Origin of the sequence: Sphingobacterium sp. T2 (genome assembly GCF_000814685.1) — a bacterium.
GTDB lineage: Bacteria > Bacteroidota > Bacteroidia > Sphingobacteriales > Sphingobacteriaceae > Sphingobacterium > Sphingobacterium thermophilum.
Genome location: NZ_JXAC01000282.1, coordinates 1 through 1,354 on the forward strand (window position 1 = coordinate 1; position 1,354 = coordinate 1,354).

Genomic DNA, 1,354 nt, shown 5'->3' on the forward strand with positions numbered 1-1,354 from the left:
ACAGGTGAGGGAAATATGCTGAAGGAAGCGAACAACTTTCAGAAAATTCCTCTTTTTAACATAAGCTTGGAAGATTTTAATACGAATTGGAACGAAATGCCGGTAGCCCATGAGCTTGAAATTCCTATCCTAGCCGGTAGTGATTTTGCTATTGTCAACGAAGGAGAGGCCATGTCTCCGGAAATTGAACACGCTAGTGTGGTGTTTTTGAAAGAGGTAGATGTTCCTTCCGTGATTTTTGGGGAGATATATCTTGTAGTTTCCGAACATATTAAGGTAATCCGTATTGTTCGTGGAATGGATGAAAACCATTGGAAGCTAGTGGCCAGAAATTCTTCTCTTTATGATGATATTATTTTGGAAAAAAGTTCTATAAAAGCGGTTTATAAAGTTAAGGGAGTGCTTTCCATGGTTACAATTTAATTTTGGAACCAATTTCTATAGTTCGTTCTGCACCAGACACATCGCATTAGGGATTTTTTTGAATTATCTAGACTTTCTTTAATATATATTACCAGATGTGGAGGCGATAATTTTTTTGCATGCCTCAAGTCCTGCTTTTAGCCGTTCTTCACCTTGACCGGATATTAATATGTAATTACCGTTTAAGTTATGAATTTCCTGTTTCCATACTTTTAGAAAATGTTCTCGTTCATGCGGAAAGTCGCGTAGAGGATCGTCTTCCCAAGGAAGGTCTATATCCATGAGCAGATAAAGGTCGTACTTTCTTTTTTTTATTTCTTCCCGTACGAAGTCGGGCGTAAAGCCGAAAAGTCTGTCGCACCATATTTTAATAGTGAGAATGGTAGTATCGCAAATCAGGACGGGAGATTTTATGTTTTGAACTATAGTATCCTCCAATGCCATCTGACCGTAAAACATGTTCACTTCGTCTTCCAGTGTATAATTTTTGTTTAGGTGCTGACAATAGTATCGGGCGTACTCAGGGACATACAAAGTATGTAATTTTTCGGCTAGATATTTAGCCATGGTAGACTTGCCCGTAGATTCAGGGCCTACGACGGCGATTTTGATTAATGCTTGCGATGATTCTTTCATTTCATCACAATATTAAACAAAATATTTTAGCTGTGGATATCATTGCACGATGCGGTTGGCACAGTTGGTACTTGCAAAAGATTCAGGTTTTGCTTTAAAGTTGAACCCCATTCCTAGAATGTAGCCCACTAGCTTCTTTGTAGAGCTAGGTTGGATTCGAAATGAGGATTGGTATTGATGTCCGCGTGCACTTCGAGATCTACTTGGTATTTTTCAAGGATGGGACAAAGTTGATAGGCGATTTCGATGGAGCGTTGTACTTCCATCAGCATACGCTCTTTGATACTGAGCTTGA

The 1,354-nt window shown here is 39.1% G+C and carries 2 protein-coding genes and 1 pseudogene; 1 reads left to right on the top strand and 2 read right to left on the bottom strand.

From position 1 onward, the window contains the following. The coding region (locus tag SD31_RS14070; protein ID WP_039054581.1) for a S24 family peptidase at positions 1–423 on the top strand (423 nt) is incomplete at its 5' end. Positions 424–501: 78 nt separating this feature from the next. Here SD31_RS14070 and SD31_RS14075 read toward each other — a convergent pair. Together SD31_RS14075 and SD31_RS14080 are read right to left on the bottom strand one after the other, a co-directional pair. Beyond that, entirely contained in the window at positions 502–1,059 is a 558-nt protein-coding gene (locus SD31_RS14075; protein ID WP_039054582.1) for an AAA family ATPase, read from the bottom strand. Positions 1,060–1,098: 39 nt separating this feature from the next. Continuing rightward, positions 1,099–1,354, bottom strand: a pseudogene (locus SD31_RS14080) (ribonuclease H-like YkuK family protein); the annotation flags it as partial.